At 62.9% G+C, this 18,542-nt stretch carries 12 protein-coding genes and 1 pseudogene; 8 read left to right on the top strand and 5 right to left on the bottom strand.

Annotation, left to right across the window (positions count from 1 at the left end; translation table 11 throughout):
• Window positions 1–52 precede the first annotated feature (52 nt).
• The 6 genes from ATY02_RS24690 to ATY02_RS24665 all read left to right on the top strand — a co-directional run bounded on the left by ATY02_RS24690 (window position 53) and on the right by ATY02_RS24665 (window position 10,446).
• Window positions 53–1,780 carry an autotransporter assembly complex protein TamA gene (locus ATY02_RS24690; RefSeq protein WP_068582545.1) on the top strand — a complete coding sequence of 576 codons (1,728 nt, stop codon included), beginning with the start codon at window positions 53–55 and terminating at the stop codon, window positions 1,778–1,780.
• The gene (locus ATY02_RS24685; RefSeq protein ID WP_068582549.1) at window positions 1,777–5,448 is read left to right on the top strand and encodes a translocation/assembly module TamB domain-containing protein; all 3,672 of its coding nucleotides are present in this window, start codon (window positions 1,777–1,779) and stop codon (window positions 5,446–5,448) included. The genes ATY02_RS24690 and ATY02_RS24685 overlap by 4 nt, the downstream gene beginning before the upstream one ends.
• A gap of 245 nt (window positions 5,449–5,693) precedes the next feature.
• On the top strand, window positions 5,694–6,167 hold the full coding sequence (locus tag ATY02_RS24680; protein ID WP_068582552.1) for a MarR family winged helix-turn-helix transcriptional regulator: 474 nt from the start codon (window positions 5,694–5,696) through the stop codon (window positions 6,165–6,167).
• On the top strand, window positions 6,164–7,633 hold the full coding sequence (locus ATY02_RS24675; RefSeq protein WP_068582555.1) for an efflux transporter outer membrane subunit: 1,470 nt from the start codon (window positions 6,164–6,166) through the stop codon (window positions 7,631–7,633). The genes ATY02_RS24680 and ATY02_RS24675 overlap by 4 nt, the downstream gene beginning before the upstream one ends.
• Before the next feature lie 15 nt (window positions 7,634–7,648).
• Window positions 7,649–8,848, top strand: a complete 1,200-nt coding sequence (locus tag ATY02_RS24670; RefSeq protein ID WP_068582558.1) for an HlyD family efflux transporter periplasmic adaptor subunit — start codon at window positions 7,649–7,651, stop codon at window positions 8,846–8,848.
• Window positions 8,849–8,916: 68 nt separating this feature from the next.
• The gene (locus tag ATY02_RS24665; protein WP_068595721.1) at window positions 8,917–10,446 is read left to right on the top strand and encodes a DHA2 family efflux MFS transporter permease subunit; all 1,530 of its coding nucleotides are present in this window, start codon (window positions 8,917–8,919) and stop codon (window positions 10,444–10,446) included.
• 99 nt (window positions 10,447–10,545) lie between these two features.
• Here the strand turns inward: ATY02_RS24665 and lpxH are convergent, their stop codons facing one another.
• The gene (gene lpxH / locus ATY02_RS24660; protein ID WP_068582519.1) at window positions 10,546–11,298 is read right to left on the bottom strand and encodes a UDP-2,3-diacylglucosamine diphosphatase; all 753 of its coding nucleotides are present in this window, start codon (window positions 11,296–11,298) and stop codon (window positions 10,546–10,548) included.
• Window positions 11,295–11,798 (bottom strand): peptidylprolyl isomerase, encoded by a 504-nt coding sequence (locus ATY02_RS24655; protein ID WP_068582517.1) that lies wholly within the window; start codon window positions 11,796–11,798, stop codon window positions 11,295–11,297. Before ATY02_RS24655 ends, lpxH begins: the two co-directional genes overlap by 4 nt.
• Before the next feature lie 269 nt (window positions 11,799–12,067).
• Between ATY02_RS24655 and ATY02_RS24650 the strand changes: the two genes are divergently transcribed.
• Both ATY02_RS24650 and cysS read left to right on the top strand, forming a co-directional pair.
• Entirely contained in the window at window positions 12,068–13,765 is a 1,698-nt protein-coding gene (locus tag ATY02_RS24650) for a glutamine--tRNA ligase/YqeY domain fusion protein (RefSeq protein WP_068582514.1), read from the top strand.
• 18 nt (window positions 13,766–13,783) lie between these two features.
• The gene (cysS, locus tag ATY02_RS24645; protein ID WP_068582510.1) at window positions 13,784–15,166 is read left to right on the top strand and encodes a cysteine--tRNA ligase; all 1,383 of its coding nucleotides are present in this window, start codon (window positions 13,784–13,786) and stop codon (window positions 15,164–15,166) included.
• Window positions 15,167–15,238: 72 nt separating this feature from the next.
• On the opposite strand, the pseudogene ATY02_RS24640 reads toward cysS, so the two are convergent.
• The 3 genes and pseudogenes from ATY02_RS24640 to nuoM all read right to left on the bottom strand — a co-directional run.
• Window positions 15,239–15,448: pseudogene (locus tag ATY02_RS24640) on the bottom strand (helix-turn-helix domain-containing protein); the annotation flags it as partial.
• A 75-nt stretch (window positions 15,449–15,523) separates the two neighbouring features.
• The gene (nuoN, locus tag ATY02_RS24635; RefSeq protein ID WP_068582507.1) at window positions 15,524–16,987 is read right to left on the bottom strand and encodes an NADH-quinone oxidoreductase subunit NuoN; all 1,464 of its coding nucleotides are present in this window, start codon (window positions 16,985–16,987) and stop codon (window positions 15,524–15,526) included.
• A 7-nt stretch (window positions 16,988–16,994) separates the two neighbouring features.
• Window positions 16,995–18,527 (bottom strand): NADH-quinone oxidoreductase subunit M, encoded by a 1,533-nt coding sequence (gene nuoM / locus ATY02_RS24630; RefSeq protein ID WP_068582505.1) that lies wholly within the window; start codon window positions 18,525–18,527, stop codon window positions 16,995–16,997.
• Window positions 18,528–18,542 lie beyond the last annotated feature (15 nt).

Raw genomic sequence — 18,542 nt, 5'->3', positions numbered from 1 at the left:
TTGTCCCTGAGCGCTCTATCGCCCTCCCAAGCTCGTGATAGCATCCGCGCCTATGAAGTTTTCCGGAAGATTTACCAGCGGCTTTTTGCTGTTGTTCACAAGCTGTGCGGCGCTGGCGCAGAGCGAATTGGCTGTCAGGGTAAAACCTGCCAACGATGAGCTTAAGGCCAATATCGAAGGTTATATCGGCGATCTTGGTGATCGAGATGAAGAAGCCCTGCTGAGGTTCAGCCGGGGTGCTGAGGAGCAAGCCAAGAAAGCCGCCCAGGCCCTGGGCTACTACCAGCCATTGATCTCCAGCGAAGTGCGCGGCGGCGACAAGCCGCGCCTGCTGTTGCGCATCGACCCTGGCGAGCCGGTGCACCTGCGGGATGTGACCATTCGTGTCGAAGGCCCGGCAGCCTCCTTCAAGTCCTTTCGTACGCCCGACAGCGAGCAGCTCAAGCCTGGCTCGGTGCTCAACCATGGGCGCTATGAAGATGCCAAGCGCCTGATCCAGAACCAGGCTTCGCGCTATGGCTTTTTCAGTGGGCGCTTTACTCGCCAGCAACTGCGGGTGGACCCCCAGGCCGGTGTGGCGGATATCGAGCTGGTCTACGACAGCGGGCCGCGCTACGCCCTGGGCAAGGTGAGCTTCAGCGGGGATTCGCTGTTCGATGAAGACCTGCTGCGGCGCATGGTGCCGTTCAAGTCCGGAACGCCCTATGACTCCGAGCTGATCGCCGATCTCAACCGCGCCCTGCAATCCAGTGGTTATTTCGAGGGGGTGAGGGTAGACGCCGCGCCCACCGCCGCCGAGCACGAGGTGATCCCGGTGGCCGTCCAGCTCGAAACCCGCAAGCCAAGGACCATGGGCCTGGGCCTGGGCTACTCCACCGACGTCGGGCCCCGGGTCAAGGCCAACTGGACCCGGCACTGGGTCAACCCGCAAGGCCACAGCTACGGTTGGGAAGCCGAGGTTTCCCAGCCGCGGCAGAACGTCGGCCTGTGGTACGACATTCCGCTGGACCCACCATTGACCGACAAGCTGCGCTTTGCCGGCGGGTACCAGAACGAAGAAATTTCCGGTACCGACACCCTGAGCAAGCTGGTGACCCTGGGGCCTGAATGGCACAGCAAGTTGCCCAGTGGCTGGCAGCGAGTGGTATCGCTCAAGTACCAACGGGAAGAGTACCGGTTGGGCGACGACTCGGGCTTGAGCAACCTGCTGATGCCGGGCCTCACCTATTCGTACCTGCGCAGTGACAACCGCATCGACCCCCACAATGGCTACCGCATCCAGTTCGATACCAAGCTGGCCAAGGAAGGCTTGGGCTCCGATACCAACCTGTTGTACGGCACGGTCCTGCTCAAGGGCCTGACCACCGTCTGGGACGATCACCGTTTGCTCGGGCGGATCCAGTTCGGCGGCAGTGCCACCAACGGTTACAAGTCGATACCGCCATCCCTGCGCTTCTTCGCCGGTGGCGACCAGAGCGTGCGAGGCTACGACTACCAGAGCCTGTCACCGAAAAACTCCCGGGGCGACCGTATCGGTGGCCGCTACATGATGGCCGGCAGCGTCGAGTATCAGTACTCCGTTGCTGAAAAATGGCGGATCGCGACGTTCATCGACCAGGGCAACTCCTTCGACAAACTGGAGCTGCCGAGCTTGAAGACCGGGGTCGGGGTCGGTGTGCGCTGGGTGTCGCCGGTCGGTCCGATCCGTGTCGACCTGGCTCACGCCATGAATGACGACGGCGGCATACGTTTGCACTTTTCCATGGGGCCAGAGCTTTGACGCGTGGTTTGAAAATAACGTTGCTGGCGATCCTTGCGCTGGTGATCCTGATCATCCTGGTACTGGCCTCCATTCTCGGGACCCAGGCCGGCAGTCGCTGGGCCCTGGGCCAGGTGCCGGGGCTGAGCGTGGATCGTTTCGAGGGGCGCCTGGGTGGCCAATGGCACGCCGAGCGCCTGCTGTGGGAACTGGATGGCAACCGGGTCGAGATCAATACGGTGCAGTTCGCCTGGTCCCCCGCCTGCCTATTGCGCATGGCCCTGTGCATCGAACGCCTGGAGGCCGAGCAGGTCAGCCTGCAGTTCGCTCCCGGTAGCGACGACAGCTCCGGGCCCATCAGCCTGCCGGAGTTGCGTCTGCCGCTGGCCATCGAGCTGGGCCAGGTCCGGGTCGGCAGCCTGTTGCTCGATGGCAGCGAGCAACTCAAGGGGCTGCAATTGTCGGCGCATTGGACGGGCGAGGGCATGCGCATCGACACGTTGCACTTGCAGCGTGACGACCTGAGCCTGGAGCTGTCCGGCCTGCTGCAACCCAGTGGCGACTGGCCCCTGGCGGCCGAGGGCAGGCTGGGCCTGCCAGCCCCTGGCAAAGCCCCCTGGAACCTGGCCTTGAAGGTCGACGGCGAGCTGCTCAAGACCCTCACGCTGCACGCCGACAGTAGCGGTTACCTGCAAGGACGGCTGACGGGCGAGCTGCAACCCCTGGTGCAGAACCTGCCGGCCCAGGTGCGGATCACTGCCGATGGCTTCAAGGCCAGTGCCGACTTGCCGGACACGTTGCAACTGAACCAGCTGGAACTCACCGGCAAGGGCGACCTGCACAATGGCTACCTGCTTGAAGGCAAGGCCAGCCTGCCAGCTGAGCAGGGGCCCGTGGCCTTGTCGTTGCAAGGCAAGGTCGACGCCAAGGGCGCGCAGATCTCGACGCTGGAGCTGGTGGCCAACGACAAGCAAAGCCTCAGGCTCGACGGGCAGTTGGATTGGACCGAAGGGTTCGCTGCCGAGGCCCGGCTGGCCTGGCTGGATTTCCCCTGGCATCGCCTTTATCCGTCGATCGACGAACCGGCCGTGGCGTTGCGCAAGTTCAACGCCGAGGTGGCATATCGCGATGGCAATTACCTGGGCAACTTCAAGGGCGACCTGGATGGTCCGGCGGGGGCTTTCAGCCTGGCCAGCCCCTTCAGTGGCGACCTGGGCAAGCTCTACCTGCCGCAATTGCAACTCAGTGCCGGCCAGGGCAAGGCCGAAGGGCACCTGAACCTGCAATTTGCCGACGGTGTGGCCTGGGATACGGCCCTGGAACTATCGGCGATCAACCCTGCCTACTGGCTGGCCGAGCTGCCCGGTACCCTGGCCGGCCCGTTGCGCAGCCAGGGCGAACTGAAGAACCAGCAACTCAAGCTCAATGCCGACCTGGACCTCAAGGGACGCCTGCGCGGCCAGCCTGCGGTGCTGCTGGCCAAGGCCGATGGGGCAGGGGAGCAATGGCAACTGGGCAACCTGGACATTCGCCTCGGGGACAACCGGGTCAATGGCTCGGCGAGCCTGCAGCAGAAAATCAGTGGCCAGCTGGATATCAAGATGCCGCGCCTGGGCCAGCTCTGGCCGCAGTTGCGTGGCCAGCTCAACGGTCGACTCGACCTGGCAGGAACCCTCAAGGCCCCGCAGGGCAAGGTGGATCTTTCCGGGCAGCAACTGGCCTTTGCCGATAACCACCTGCAGAGCCTCAAGCTCGATGCCAGCCTCGATGCCGGGCAGAAGGCCCAGCTCGATCTCAAGGGTGGCGGGATCCAGGTCGCAGAGACTTCCCTGGGCACCCTGACCCTGTCGGGCCAGGGCGATATCAAGAAGCAGAAGCTGCAACTGGACCTGCAAGGTCCGCTATTGAAACTGGCCCTGGGCCTGGACGGCGCCCTGGACCAGGGGAACTGGCGTGGGCGCCTGGCCAGCGGCGAAGTGCACAGCGGTGGCCAGGACTGGGCCTTGCAAAGCCCGGCCAAGCTGGAGCGCTTGGCCAGCGGCACGCTCAACTTTGGTGCCCATTGCTGGATCAGCGGTGACGCCAGCCTGTGTGGCGAAGACCAGCGGCTGATGCCCGACCCGAAACTGCGCTATCACCTCAAGCGCTTCCCCATCGACAGCCTGGCCCAGTGGTTGCCCAAGGACTTTGCCTGGAAGGGCCTGCTCAACGCCGATGTGCAGTTGGACTTGCCGGCCAGCGGCCCGAAGGGGCAGATCCTGCTGGATGCCAGTGGCGGCACCTTGCGGGTCAAGGACAAGGACCAATGGCTGGACTTTCCCTATCAGGCCCTCAAGCTCGACGCCCGCCTGGCTCCAAGGCGCATCGACACCCAGTTGCAGTTCGTCGGTGGCAAGCTCGGGGAACTGATGGTCCAGGCCCAGATCAATCCGTTACCCAAGAACAAGCCGCTATCGGGTGACTTTCGCCTCAGCGGGTTGGACCTGTCCGTGGCGCGGCCCTTCGTGCCCATGGTGGAGAAGCTCAGCGGCAGCTTGAATGGCAGTGGCCGTTTGTCCGGCAGCCTCCTGGCTCCGCAGGTCAATGGCAATTTGCAGCTGACTGGAGGCCAGGTCTCCGGTTCCGAGTTGCCCACCAGCCTCGAGGATTTGCAGCTCACAGCGCAGATCATGGGGGAGAGCGTACGCCTGGATGGCGGCTGGAAAGGCGGCAAGAACGGGCAGGGCAGCCTGAACGGCAATATCGCCTGGGGCCGCGAACTGCTGGTGGACCTGAATCTCAAGGGGACCCAACTGCCGGTGACGGTCGAGCCCTATGCCGCGCTGGAAGTGGCGCCCGACCTGAAAATCTCGTTGCAGGACAACAAGCTGGCTGTCGTCGGCAAGGTCCTGATCCCCAAGGGACAGATCACCGTGCGTGAACTGCCGCCATCGACGGTCAAGGTTTCCGATGACACGGTGATCGTTGGCCAGCAGGCCGTCGAGGGCAAGGCGCCCATGGCCATGGCGATGAACATCGATGTGGAGGTCGGCCAGGACAAGCTGGCGTTTTCCGGTTTCGGCCTGACCGCCAACCTGCAAGGTCATGTGCATATTGGCGACAACCTGGATACCCGCGGCGAGCTGTGGCTCAACGATGGACGTTATCGCGCCTACGGCCAGCGCCTGACCGTGCGGCGGGCGCGGCTATTGTTCGCCGGGCCGATCGACCAGCCGTACCTGGATATCGAGGCGGTGCGCCAGACCGACAATGTGATTGCTGGGATTCGCTTGAGCGGGAGCGCCGAACAGCCGACGACCCAGATCTTCTCCGAACCGGCCATGGGCCAGGAGCAGGCCCTGTCTTATCTGGTACTGGGGCGGCCGCTGAGCTCCAACGGCGAAGACAACAACATGCTGGCCCAGGCCGCCCTTGGCCTGGGTTTGATGGGGAGTGCGGAGCTGACCGGCGGTATCGCCAAGAACCTGGGGATCCAGGACTTCCAACTGGACACCCAGGGCTCTGGCAACGCGACGAGCGTGGTGGCCAGTGGCAGCATCTCCGAGAAGCTCAGCCTGCGCTACGGTGTGGGCGTCTTCGAGCCAGCCAGCACCATTGCCCTGCGCTACAAGTTGAGCAAGAAGGTCTACCTGGAGGCCGCGAGCGGCTTCGCCAGCTCCCTGGACATCTTCTACAAACGCGACTTCTAGCCTCGCGCTCCCTGTCGCCGCCGCATGCGCCAAGGTCCACAGGACCTGTATCGATCCGCAGTGCGGCGGCCCCAGGGCCCTTTCTCGATTGCATTTCCCTGAGGGCTCGCGCAGTGGTTCCTGGCCACTGTGAGCTTGCGTTCATCCTGCAAATAAAGAGCATGCTAATTATTACGTTGACATTCGCTGCCTAGGCAGTAACATCTCGACACATTATCCCTGCCTAGGCAGCTAACGGTGGTCAGATGAAGCATTTCCAGCCGGACAACTTTCACAATTGCCATCTCGGGTTGCTGCTGGGACGTGCGGCCTTGCTCAAGGACCGGATCATCGACACCCACATGGAACCCCATGGCATCACGGCCGCGCAGTTCAAGGTGCTGATCATCATGGCGCAGTTCGATGTCGATACCCCGGCCGAGCTGTGCCGTCACCTGTCGCTGGACAGCGGCTCGATGACCCGCATGCTCGACCGCCTGGAACAAAAGGATTTTCTTGCCCGCAAACGCTCGGAAGGCGATCGGCGCCAGGTGCAACTGTTACTCACGGAAGAAGGACGCAAGCTGGCGGATCGGTTGCCGCACATCGGTGCCGAAGCGATGAACCAGTTGGTGGGGGCGATCACGCCCGAGGAGCTGGGCACGCTAGAGCAGATCCTGAAGAAAATTTTGCTGGCAGCGGGTGACCCGATCACCATCCAGCGGGTAGGTGCTAAATGAGCAGTAAAGTCTTGCGCACGCGTGTCAGCCTGGTGCTCTTGGCCATGAGCCTGGCTGGTTGCGCCAACTACAGCGGCCTGGATACCGAGGGTGTGAGCCTGTCGGCGCAAAGCCTGGCCACCGGCAAGGCCTTAAATGGCGTGTCGCTGTCGCCAGCGGCCTGGCCCCGCAGCGACTGGTGGAAGAGCCTGGGCGACAGCCAGCTCGACGGCCTGATCCAGGAAGCCCTGCGGGACAGCCCGGATATGCAGATCGCCAGTGCCCGGGCCCACCAGGCCAGCGCTGCCGCCTACGCTGCCGATGCTGAAAGAATGCCGACCCTGGATGCCAAGGCCGGTGCCAGCCGTTCGCGCCTGGCTCGTGACCAGGACCCGCGTGGCCAGGGTGGTGCCTACTCCACGGTGCGTAACATCAGCGCCAGCTTCAACTACAACTTCGATCTCTGGGGTGGCCAGCGTGCCGCTTGGGAAGCCGCATTGGGCCAGGCCCGGGCCGCCGAGGTCGATCGCCAGGCCGCCAGCCTGACCCTGGCCGCCGATGTCGCCCGCGCCTACAGCGACCTGGGGCATGCCCATATTGTCCATGACCTGGCCGCCGAGGATCTCAAGCGTACCCGGCAGATGTTGGAACTCAGCCAGCGGCGCCTGAGTGCCGGGATCGACAGTCAATACCAGTATCAACAGACCGAGAGCCTGGAGGCTGGTGCCCAGGCCAGCCTGATCGATGCTGAAAAACAACTGCAGAGCGCGAAGATCGCCCTGGCCGTGCTGCTGGGCAAAGGCCCGGGCCGGGCTGACGAGATCAGCCGGCCGAAAGTCCTGCAAGCCAGTGCAGTGGCCTTGCCATCGACCCTGCCCGCCGAGTTGTTGGGCCGTCGTCCCGACCTGGTGGCGGCCCGTTGGCGTGTGGAGGCGGCGAGCAAGGACATCGATGCCAGCAAGACCCGCTTCTATCCCAACCTCAACCTGAGCGCCAGCGCCGGTGCCGAGTCGTTGCTGGGAGACGCGATGTTCGGCTCGGCCAGCCGGTTCTTCACTATCGCCCCGACGGTCTCGCTGCCGATTTTCGATGGCGGTCGCCTGCGGGCCAGTCTCGACGCCCGGAATGCCGACTATGACCTGGCGGTAGCCCAATACAACAAGACCCTGGTGACGGCCCTGGGGGATGTCAGCGACAGCGTTGCCCAGTTGCGCGACATCGGGCGGCAGATCGGTGCCCAGCAACATGCGACCGATATTGCCCAGGACTCCTACGACACCGTGGTCCAGCGCTACGGCTCCGGCATTGGCAACTATCTGGATGTGCTGAGCATCGAGCAGCAACTGCTGCAGGCCCAGCGCCAGTTGGCCACGCTCAATGCCCAGCAGATCGATCTGTCGATCCAGTTGATGCAAGCCCTGGGGGGCGGCTTCGATGCCCAGAACCTGGCTTCGGCCAGCCCGACCGCCGTCCTGCAGACTCCATAATTCGAGGTATTTGTCATGGCTAACGCCGACACTCAAAACACTGCAAGCACTCCGGACAACGCCAATCCGCGCAAGCGCAAGATGATGCTCCTGGGGTTGACCGCTATCGTCATCCTGGGCGGATTGGGCGTATTCGCCTGGCATGAACTCTATGGCCGCTGGAACGAGAACACCGACGATGCCTATGTGAATGGCAACGTGGTGGAGATCACTCCGCTGGTCACCGGTACCGTGGTCAGCATTGGTGCCGATGATGGCGACCTGGTGCACGAAGGCCAGGTGCTGATCAATTTCGACCCTAACGATGCCCAGGTCGGCCTGCAGAGCGCCGAGGCCAACCTGGCCCGTACCGTGCGCCAGGTGCGCGGCCTGTACAGCAATGTCGATGGCATGCGGGCCCAGGTGGCGGCGCAGAAGGCCGAGGTGCAAAAAGCCCAGGACAACTTCAGCCGCCGCAAGAACCTGGCGGCCAGCGGAGCGATTTCCCAGGAGGAGCTGTCCCATGCCCGGGATGACCTGACCACCGCGCAAAATGCCCTGGCCAATGCCCAGCAGCAACTTGCCACCACCAACGCCCTGGTGGACGACACCGTGGTTTCCAACCATCCGGATGTACAGTCGGCCGCTGCGCAACTGCGCCAGGCCTACCTGAACAATGCCCGCAGCACCCTGATCGCGCCTGTTACCGGTTATGTGGCCAAGCGCACTGTGCAGTTGGGCCAGCGGGTCCAGCCGGGTACGGCCCTGATGGCGGTGATTCCCCTGGACCAGCTATGGATCGACGCCAACTTCAAGGAAACCCAATTGCGCGACATGCGCATCGGCCAGCCGGTGGACATCGAGGCGGATATCTATGGCAGCGATGTGAAGTACAGCGGTACGGTCGACAGTCTCGGTGCCGGTACTGGCAGTGCCTTCTCCCTGCTACCGGCGCAAAACGCTACCGGTAACTGGATCAAGATCGTGCAACGGGTGCCGGTGCGCATTCATATCAATGCCGAGGAACTGGCCAAGAACCCGCTGCGGGTTGGCCTGTCGACGGTGGTCAACGTCAACCTGCGGGACCAGAGTGGTCCGGTCCTGGCCCAGCAACCACCGCAGCAGGCTTCCTTCAGCACCAACGTCTACGACCGTCAGTTGGGCGAAGCCGATGCCTTGATTGCGCGCCTGATCCACGACAACAGCGCGACCCTCGGCAAGACCGCCAAGCGCTGATTCGCCAATCCGCCAGTCTCGGTTGCGCCTAGCGACCGAGGCGCCTGTCCAGTTCCAAGGGATTCGCGATGAGCAATAATGCCTCTTTCACGCCCCCCAGCCTCCTGCTGAGTACCATCGGCCTGTCGCTGGCAACCTTCATGCAGGTGCTCGACACCACTATCGCCAACGTGGCGTTGCCGACCATTTCCGGCAACCTGGGCGTGAGCTCGGAGCAGGGCACCTGGGTGATTACCTCGTTCGCCGTGAGCAACGCTATCGCCTTGCCGTTGACCGGCTGGCTGAGCCGACGTTTCGGTGAAGTGAAGCTGTTCATCTGGGCCACGCTGCTGTTCGTGCTGGCCTCGTTCCTGTGTGGTATTTCCACCTCGATGCCCGAGCTGGTGGGCTTTCGGGTATTGCAGGGAGTGGTGGCCGGTCCTCTTTATCCAATGACCCAGACCCTGCTGATTGCCGTGTACCCTCCGGCGAAACGGGGGATGGCCCTGGCATTGCTGGCGATGGTCACGGTGGTGGCACCGATCGCCGGGCCGATCCTGGGGGGCTGGATCACCGACAGCTACAGTTGGCCCTGGATCTTCTTCATCAACATCCCCATCGGGTTGTTCGCCGCCTGGGTGGTGATGCAGCAGCTCAAGGCGCGGCCGGTGGTCACCAGTCGCCAGCCGATGGACTACATCGGCCTGCTCAGCCTGATCGTCGGGGTCGGGGCGTTGCAGATCGTGCTCGACAAGGGCAACGACCTGGATTGGTTCGAGTCCAGTTTCATCATTATCGGCACGCTGGTCTCGGTGATCGCCCTGGCGGTCTTCGTGATCTGGGAAATGACCGATCGGCACCCGGTGGTCAACCTGCGGCTGTTTGCCCACCGCAACTTCCGGATCGGCACCATCGTGCTGGTAGGGGGGTATGCCGGGTTCTTCGGGATCAACCTGATCCTGCCGCAATGGTTGCAGACCCAGATGGGCTACACCGCCACCTGGGCCGGGTTGGCCGTTGCGCCGATCGGGATCCTGCCGGTCGTGATGTCGCCCTTCGTCGGCAAGTACGCCCACCGGTTCGACCTGCGCCTGCTCGCCGGCCTGGCGTTCCTGGCCATTGGCCTGAGCTGCTTCATGCGCGCCGGTTTCACCAACGAGGTGGACTTCCAGCACATCGCCCTGGTGCAGTTGTTCATGGGCATTGGCGTGGCGCTGTTCTTCATGCCGACCCTGAGCATCCTGATGTCGGACCTGCCGCCCCACGAAATTGCCGATGGCGCCGGCCTGGCGACGTTCCTGCGGACCCTGGGCGGGAGCTTCGCGGCATCGCTGACCACCTGGATCTGGATTCGCCGGGCGGACCAGCACCATGCCTATCTGAGCGAGCACATCAGCACCTTCGATCCGGCCACCCGGGATGCCTTGAGCAGCCTGGGCGGGGCGAGCACCAAGGCCTATGCACAACTTGACCAGATCCTCACCAGCCAGGCCTACATGCTGTCCACGGTGGATTACTTCACGTTGCTGGGCTGGAGTTTCATGGGGCTGATCCTGCTGGTGTGGCTGGCCAAGCCGCCGTTCGCCGCCAAGGCGGGGCCGGCGTCGGCCGGGCACTGAGGCCTGGCCAAGGCCGGGTGCCAGCCAAGAGCTCGTTGAGACCGTCACCGGTTCAACCGGCTCTTGGCCAGTCGGCTCCATCACCCGGGCAGCAAGTGCCTAGGGTGAGTCGGGCAGGGCCGGTATGCAGGGTATGAAGTCGAAGGCCGCCAGGTGGAATCCTTGTTCATCCACTTGCAACGCCCAACCCTGTCGATCCCAGTCGCCCAGTACGATGCGCTTGGCCGCTTGCTCGCCGATTTGCAGCTTGTGGATCGCCGGACGATGGGTATGGCCATGCACCAGGGTGCGTACACCGTGCTGTTGCATCACCCTCGGTACTTCGTCGGGGGTCACATCGACAATATCGTTGGCCTTCATGCGGGTTTGCGCCCGGCTTTCGTTGCGCAGCTTGCGTGCCAGCTTGTGCCGGGTGCGCAGTGGCAGGTTTCGCAAGATCCACAGGCTCAGCGGGTTGCGCAGGTAACGGCGCATGCGCTGGTAAGCCTCGTCCCGAGTGCACAGGCTGTCACCGTGCATCAGCAGCACCGGTTCGCCGTAGAACTCGACGACGCTGGGGTCCTTGAGCAGGGTGGCGCCGGCGGCCTTGCAGAAGGCCTTGCCGAGCAGGAAGTCGCGATTGCCATGCATCAGGAACACTTGCGTACCGCTGTCGCTCAGTTCCCGCAATGCCTGGCAGATAGAAAGCTGGTAGGGGGTCATGGCATCGTCGCCGATCCATACCTCGAAGAAGTCGCCGAGGATGTACAGCGCCTCGGCGCCGCGGGCGCGGCCACCGAGTAAATCCAGAAACGCCCGGGTGATGTCCGGGCGTTGCTCTTCCAGATGCAGGTCTGAAATCAGCAGTATCACTCAATGATCTCGGCTTTCTCGATGATCACGTCTTCTGCGGGTACGTCCTGGTGGCCGGCCTTCATGGTGGTGGCCACGCCCTTGATCTTGTCGACCACTTCGGTACCGGCGATCACCTTGCCGAATACTGCGTAGCCCCAGCCCTGCACGGTCTTGCCGCTGTGGTTGAGGAAGCTGTTGTCGGTGACGTTGATGAAGAACTGCGCGGAGGCCGAATGCGGCTCCATGGTGCGGGCCATGGCGATGGTGTACTTGTCGTTGGAAAGGCCGTTGTCCGCTTCGTTCTGGATGCTTGGACGCTTGTCTTTCTTCTCTTTCATGCCAGGTTCGAAACCACCGCCCTGGATCATGAAGTTACCGATGACGCGGTGGAAGACGGTGTTTTCATAGTGACCGGCTTTCACGTATTCGACGAAGTTGGCCACGGTCAACGGGGCTTTCTCGGCGTTCAGTTCCAGCACGATCTCGCCGTGGTTGGTGGTCAGTTTGACTTGGGTCATGGTCGGTACTCTTTATAAGGAAAGCGTTTTCAAGAAATCTTCGGGGCCGGGACAGGCAAGCGGTCCGGACCGATCTGGCGCATCCTGCGGCCAAGGAGCGCAGTTTAGCCTGAGAGCCGCGAATTTCGAGGTGGTTTTTTAACTTGCCTGCTATTAATAGCCGCAGTTTTAAAGCTGCGCTCTGTCAGGCACTTGACAGCATCGGCTATGATATCCGTTTTGATTTATCAGGCCGCATCCGGCCGCGCACTTGTACGTTCAAGGATCCTATGAGCAAGCCCACTGTCGACCCTACCTCCAATTCCAAGACTGGACCGGCCGTACCGGTCAACTTCCTGCGCCCGATCATCCAGGCGGACCTGGATTCGGGTAAACACTCTCAGATCGTGACCCGCTTCCCGCCGGAGCCCAACGGCTACCTGCACATCGGTCATGCCAAGTCGATCTGCGTGAACTTCGGCCTGGCCCAGGAATTCGGCGGCGTCACCCACCTGCGTTTCGACGATACCAACCCGGCCAAGGAAGACCAGGAGTACATCGACGCCATCGAGCGCGACGTCAAGTGGCTGGGCTTCGAGTGGGCCGGTGAAGTGCGCTATGCCTCGCAATATTTCGACCAGTTGCACGATTGGGCGGTGGAGCTGATCAAGGCGGGCAAGGCCTATGTCGACGACCTGACTCCCGAGCAGGCCAAGGAATACCGTGGCACCCTCACCGAGCCGGGCAAGAACAGCCCGTTCCGCGAGCGCTCGGTGGAAGAGAACCTGGACTGGTTCGCCCGCATGAAGGCCGGCGAGTTCAAGGATGGTGAACGCGTACTGCGGGCCAAGATCGACATGGCCTCGCCGAACATGAACCTGCGCGACCCGATCCTCTACCGCATTCGCCATGCCCATCACCACCAGACCGGTGACAAGTGGTGCATCTACCCGATCTACGACTTCACCCACGGTCAGTCGGACGCCATCGAAGGCATCACCCATTCGATCTGCACCCTGGAGTTCGAAAGCCATCGTCCGCTGTACGAGTGGTTCCTGGACAACCTGCCGGTGCCGTGCAAACCGCGCCAGTACGAGTTCAGCCGCCTGAACCTGAACTACACCATCACCAGCAAGCGCAAGCTCAAGCAACTGGTGGACGAGCAGCACGTCAACGGCTGGGACGACCCGCGCATGTCGACCCTGTCGGGCTTCCGCCGTCGTGGCTACACCCCCAAGTCGATCCGTAACTTCTGCGAGATGATCGGCACCAACCGTTCCGACGGCGTGGTGGATTTCGGCATGCTGGAGTTCAGCATCCGTGACGACCTCGACCAGAGCGCCCCGCGTGCCATGTGCGTGCTGCGCCCGTTGAAGGTGGTGATCACCAACTACCCGGAAGGCCAGGTCGAGAACCTCGAGCTGCCGCGTCACCCGAAAGAAGACATGGGCGTGCGCGTGCTGCCATTCGCCCGTGAAATCTACATCGATCGCGACGACTTCATGGAAGAGCCGCCAAAAGGCTACAAGCGCCTGGAGCCGGCCGGTGAAGTGCGCCTGCGTGGCAGCTACGTGATCCGCGCCGACGAGGCGATCAAGGATGCCGACGGCAACATCGTCGAACTGCGCTGCTCCTACGATCCGGACACCCTGGGCAAGAACCCGGAGGGCCGCAAGGTCAAGGGCGTGATCCACTGGGTGCCGGCCGCCGCCAGCGTCGAGTGCGAAGTACGCCTGTACGATCGCCTGTTCCGTTCCTCGAACCCGGAGAAGGCCGAGGACGGCGCCAGTTTCCTGGACAACATCAACCCTGACTCCCTGCAAGTGCTCACTGGTTGTCGTGCCGAACCCTCGTTGGGCAACGCACAGCCGGAGGACCGTTTCCAGTTCGAGCGCGAAGGCTACTTCTGCGCGGATATCAAGGACTCGAAACCAGGTGCCCCGGTATTCAACCGTACCGTGACCCTGCGCGACTCCTGGGGTCAGTGATTCAGTCAAGGAACTAACGTGCTAACGATCTACAACACGCTCACCAAGAGCAAAGAAGTCTTCAAGCCCCTGGATGGCAACAATGTGCGCATGTACGTGTGCGGGATGACCGTGTACGACTACTGCCACATCGGCCACGGCCGCAGCATGGTCGCCTTCGACCTGGTGACCCGCTGGTTGCGTTTCAGCGGCTACAACCTGACCTACGTGCGCAACATCACCGATATCGAAGACAAGATCATCAATCGGGCACGAGAGAACGGCGAGCCGTACAACGCGTTGACCGAGCGCATGATCACGGCCATGCACGAGGACGAGGCCCGGCTGAACATCAAGAAGCCGGACCTGGAGCCACGGGCCACGGATCATATCCCTGGCATGCTGAGCATGATCCAGACCTTGATCGACAAGGGTTATGCCTACGCGCCTGGCAATGGTGACGTGTACTACCGCGTCGCCAAGTTCATGGGCTACGGCAAGCTGTCGCGCAAGAAGATCGAGGACCTGCGCATCGGTGCGCGGATCGAGGTCGACGAAGCGAAACAGGACCCGCTGGACTTCGTCCTGTGGAAGGCCACCAAGCCGGGCGAGCCGAGCTGGGAGTCGCCGTGGGGCGCCGGGCGTCCGGGCTGGCATATCGAGTGCTCGGTGATGTCCACCTGCTGCCTGGGCGAGACCTTCGACATCCATGGCGGTGGCAGCGACCTGGAGTTCCCGCACCACGAGAACGAGATCGCCCAGAGCGAGGCAGCCACCGGCAAGACCTACGCCAATGCCTGGATGCACTGCGGCATGATTCGCATCAACGGCGAGAAGATGTCCAAGTCCTTGAACAACTTCTTCACCATTCGCGACGTGCTCGACAAGTACCATCCGGAGGTGGTGCGCTACCTGCTGGTGTCCAGCCACTACCGCAGCGCGATCAACTACTCGGAAGACAACCTCAAGGACGCCAAGGGCGCCCTGGAGCGGTTCTACCACGCGCTCAAGGGCCTGCCGAAAGTGGCCCCTGCCGGCGGCGAGGCCTTCGTCGAGCGTTTCACCCAGGTGATGAACGACGACTTCGGTACCCCGGAAGCCTGTGCCGTGCTGTTCGAGATGGTGCGCGAGATCAACCGCCTGCGTGAGAGCGACCTCGATTCGGCGGCTGGCCTGGCGGCCCGCTTGCGGCAACTGGCCGATGTGCTGGGCGTATTGCAGCTGGAGGCCGAGGACTTCCTGCAGGCCGGTGCTGGTGATCGGGTCGATGCAGAGCAGGTCGAGGCGCTTATCCAGGCTCGCCTGGCGGCTCGTGCCAACAAGGACTGGGCCGAATCCGACCGAATCCGCGACCAGATCACCGCCATGGGCGTGATCCTGGAAGATGGCAAGGGCGGCACTACCTGGCGCCTGGCTGACTGAGCCGACGTTCGCTACAACAAGAAACCCGCCTGGCGCGGGTTTTTTGTTGCCTGTTGAACGCTGCCTGCTGGCTCAGGCCAGCGAAGCGAGGCGTTCCACCGTGTCGGGATAGCGCTCCACCAGGCGTATCAGGGTAGTGGCCTGGGCATTGGGGGTAGCGCGGCCCTGTTCCCAGTTCTCCAGGGTACGGGTGTTGGTGCGCAGGTACATGGCAAATACCGAGCGCGAGAGGTTGAGTTGCTGGCGGATATTCACTACCTCGGCGGCGGTGCGTGGGAAGAGGGGAGGGCGGGGCGCCGGAAATGCAAAACGGCACCCGAAGGTGCCGTTCTGTGTGGAGCGTTGTCGCTTGGGCGATCAGCCCGCCAGGCCGGAATGCTGGACCAGGGTCAGCAGTGGCTGTGGGTACACGCCGAGGAAGAACGCCAGCACCGCGATGGCCAGCAGCATGACGCCACCGGCTTTCTGTTCCCAGTGCAGCTGGGCATCGACGCGACGCAGGTTCGGCTCGATCAGGTACAGGGTGACCATCACGCGCAGGTAGTAGAACACGCCGATGGCGCTACCCAGGATCAGCGAGCCTACCAGCCACCATTGGTGCGCTTCGACACCGGTGGCGATGATGTAGAACTTGCCGATGAAGCCCGCGGTCAGCGGGATACCGGCCAGGGACAGCATCATCACGGTGAGCACGGCGGTCAGGTACGGACGGCGCCAGAACAGGCCGCGGTACTCGTACAGGGCGTCGGCGTCGCGACCTTTGTAGGGCGAGGACATCAGGGTGATCACGCCGAAGGCGCCGAGGCTGGTGATCACGTAGGTGACCAGGTACACGCCGATGGCTTCCATTGCCAGGCCCTTGCTCGCCACCAGGGCGATCAGCAGGTAACCGAAGTGGGCGATGGACGAGTAACCCAGCAGGCGCTTGAGGTTGCTCTGGGTCAGCGCCAGCAGGTTACCCACCAGGATCGAGGCAATGGCGATCACGGTCAGGACGTTGCTCAGGACGCCGCTGCTGGCCACTGGCGACAGCTGGAACAAGCGCACCAGCACGGCGAACACCGCGACCTTGCTGGCGGTGGCCAGGAAGGCCGCCACCGGAGCCGGGGCTCCTTCGTAGACGTCCGGGGTCCACAGGTGGAAGGGCACCAGCGACAGCTTGAACGCCAGGCCGATCAGCATCATGCCCAGGCCCAGTTGCGCCAGCGGGCTTGGCAGGCCGGTGGCCGCCAGGGCATGGCCGATGCCACTGAAGCTCAGGCTGCCGGCTTCTGCGTAGAGCAGGGCCATGCCGAACAACAGGAAGCCCGAGCCGGCGGCCGACAGCACCATGTACTTGATGCCGGCTTCCAGGGAGCGCTTGTTGAAGAAGGCATAGGCCACCAGGCCGTAGACCGGTACCGACAGCAGTTCCAGGCCGATGAACAGGCCGGCCAGGTTCTGCGCGCTGACCAGCACCAGGCCACCGGCGGCGGCCAGGAGGATCAGCAGGTACAGCTCTTCGCGGTTGCCCGGGTAACCGCTGCCACCATCGCCCAGGTAGGCGTGGGCCAGGGTGACGCAGGCCAGGGTGGCCACCAGGATCAGGGCCATGTACAGGCAGGCGAACTGGTCGATCTGCAACAGCGGCGTGACCGCCAAGGGTGCCACTTTCAGCACCGGGAAGATCGACAGCAATGCCAGGTTCAGACCCGCCACCGAGAGGAGGAAGGTCTGGGAGTGGTTGCGACGCCAGGCGATCGCCAACATCACCACCACAAGGGTGGCGCTGGTGATCAACAGCGGCGCCAGGGCGATAAAGTGTTGAATCGTAAAGTCCATAGCGCTCTTACCGGGCCGAAGCGAGTTGAGTGAAGGCGGTGCTGAGCCATTGCTGCACGCCATGCATGGTGGCGGCAGAGGTATCGAGGAACGGTTGCGGGTACACGCCGATGTAGATCAGCAGTACCGCCAGTCCCAGCACCATGATCAGTTCGCGAGCATCCATGCCGTGCAGCACCGCATCCGACTTGGACGGGCCGAAGTAGGCACGGTGGATCATGATCAGCGAGTAGACCGAGCCGAACACCAGGCCGGAAGTGGCGATCGCAGTGATCCATGGCGCGCTGACGAAGGTACCGATCAGGATCAGGAACTCGCCGACGAAGTTGCCGGTGCCCGGCAGCCCCAGGGAGGCAGCTGCGAAGAACAGGCTGATGGCCGGCAGGTAGGCGATACGCGACCACAGGCCGCCCATTTCACGCATGTCGCGAGTATGGGTGCGCTCGTACAGCTGGCCGCTGAGGATAAACAGCGCGGCTGCCGAAACACCGTGGGCCAGCATCTGGATCACCGCGCCCTGCAGGGCTTGCTGGCTGCCGGAGTAGATGCCGATCAGCACGAAGCCCATGTGGGACACGCTGGAGAAGGCGATCAGGCGCTTGATGTCGGTCTGGGCGAAGGCCAGGAAGGCACCGTAGAAGATCCCGATCAGGCCCAGGGTCATGGCGATCGGTGCGAACTCCGCCGAAGCGTTGGGGAACAACGGCAGGGCGAAGCGCAGCAGGCCATAGGCCGCGGTCTTGAGCAGGATACCGGCCAGGTCCACGGAACCGGCGGTCGGTGCCTGGGCGTGAGCGTCAGGCAGCCAGGAGTGGAACGGCACCACCGGCAGCTTCACCGCGAAGGCGATGAAGAAGCCGAGCATCAGGATGTACTCGGTGGCGGTGGACATCTTGGTCTTCAGCAACTGGGCGTAATCGAAGGTGATCACCCCGGTGTTGTTGAAGTTGACCAGCACCAGGCCCAGGATCGCCACCAACATGATCAGGCCGGAAGCCTGGGTGAAGATGAAGAACTTGGTCGCCGCGTAGATCCGGGTCTTCTTGCCATCGGCCGAGCTATGACCCCAGAGCGCGATGAGGAAGTACATCGGCACCAGCATCATTTCCCAGAAGAAGAAGAACATGAACAGGTCCAGCGCCAGGAACACGCCGACAACGCCGCCCAGGATCCACATCAGGTTCAGGTGGAAGAAGCCCACGTGACGCTCGATTTCTTTCCAGGAGCAGAGTACCGAGAGGATACCCAGCAGGCCGGTCAGCAGGATCATCAACAGCGACAGGCCGTCCAGGGCCAGGTGCACGTTGATGCCGAAGCGCTGGATCCACTGGTGCTTGAACTCGATGGCCCAAGTTGGATCGGCGCCAGGCGCCGGAGCAAATGAATAGTTACCGTGGGCCCACAGCCAGAGGCCGAGGGCGAGTTCCAGGGTCATGGTCAACAGCGCAATCCAGCGGGGGAGGGTGGCGCCGAAGCGCTCACCCAGCCAGCACAGCAGGCCGCCGATGAAGGGGATCAGGATTAGCCAAGGCAGAATCATGACGGGCTCAATTCC

It is taken from the genome of Pseudomonas sp. BIOMIG1BAC, assembly GCF_001705995.2.
GTDB lineage: Bacteria > Pseudomonadota > Gammaproteobacteria > Pseudomonadales > Pseudomonadaceae > Aquipseudomonas > Aquipseudomonas sessilinigenes.
Note: the sequence above shows the minus strand (reverse complement) of the source record. Positions and strands in the feature narration are given on the sequence as shown.